Annotated in this window: 1 protein-coding gene; it reads right to left on the bottom strand. The window is 50.8% G+C overall.

The features are described 5' to 3' along the window. Positions 1–247: transposase family protein (locus tag ACZYTD_RS17240; protein ID WP_463893931.1), on the bottom strand; the 247-nt coding region annotated here is incomplete at its 3' end. Between the last annotated feature and the right edge of the window lie 86 nt (positions 248–333).

The following is a 333-nucleotide window of genomic DNA, read 5'->3' as shown; positions in this document are numbered from 1 at the left end:
AGGTATCGATGACAATGCAGCGTAGAATGCGAGCTATGGTGTGACGGCGAGGAATACCATTGGCAAAGGGGCGATACTGACGGAGCCAATCCGCCTTTGAATTGCCATAGGTCTCTATGTCCCGCCAGCCCTCGGCGCCACTCATGATGGCACTGATGACAAGAAACATGACATCAACCAAGTCATGTTTACGGTTGATGTCAGAGCGGGTTTCTTCAACAAGGGTAAGGTGTTCAATCAACGTCATAGTGCGCGCCTCCTGCATGGAGACGCGATTAGATCACAGACGATCTGCCCGTTCAAATTTCATTAACAAAGTACGATCCCGCCCTG

Source organism: Pseudaeromonas sp. HNCC25DJ180 (assembly GCF_055413345.1).
This window is presented reverse-complemented; position numbering and strand designations above follow the sequence as displayed.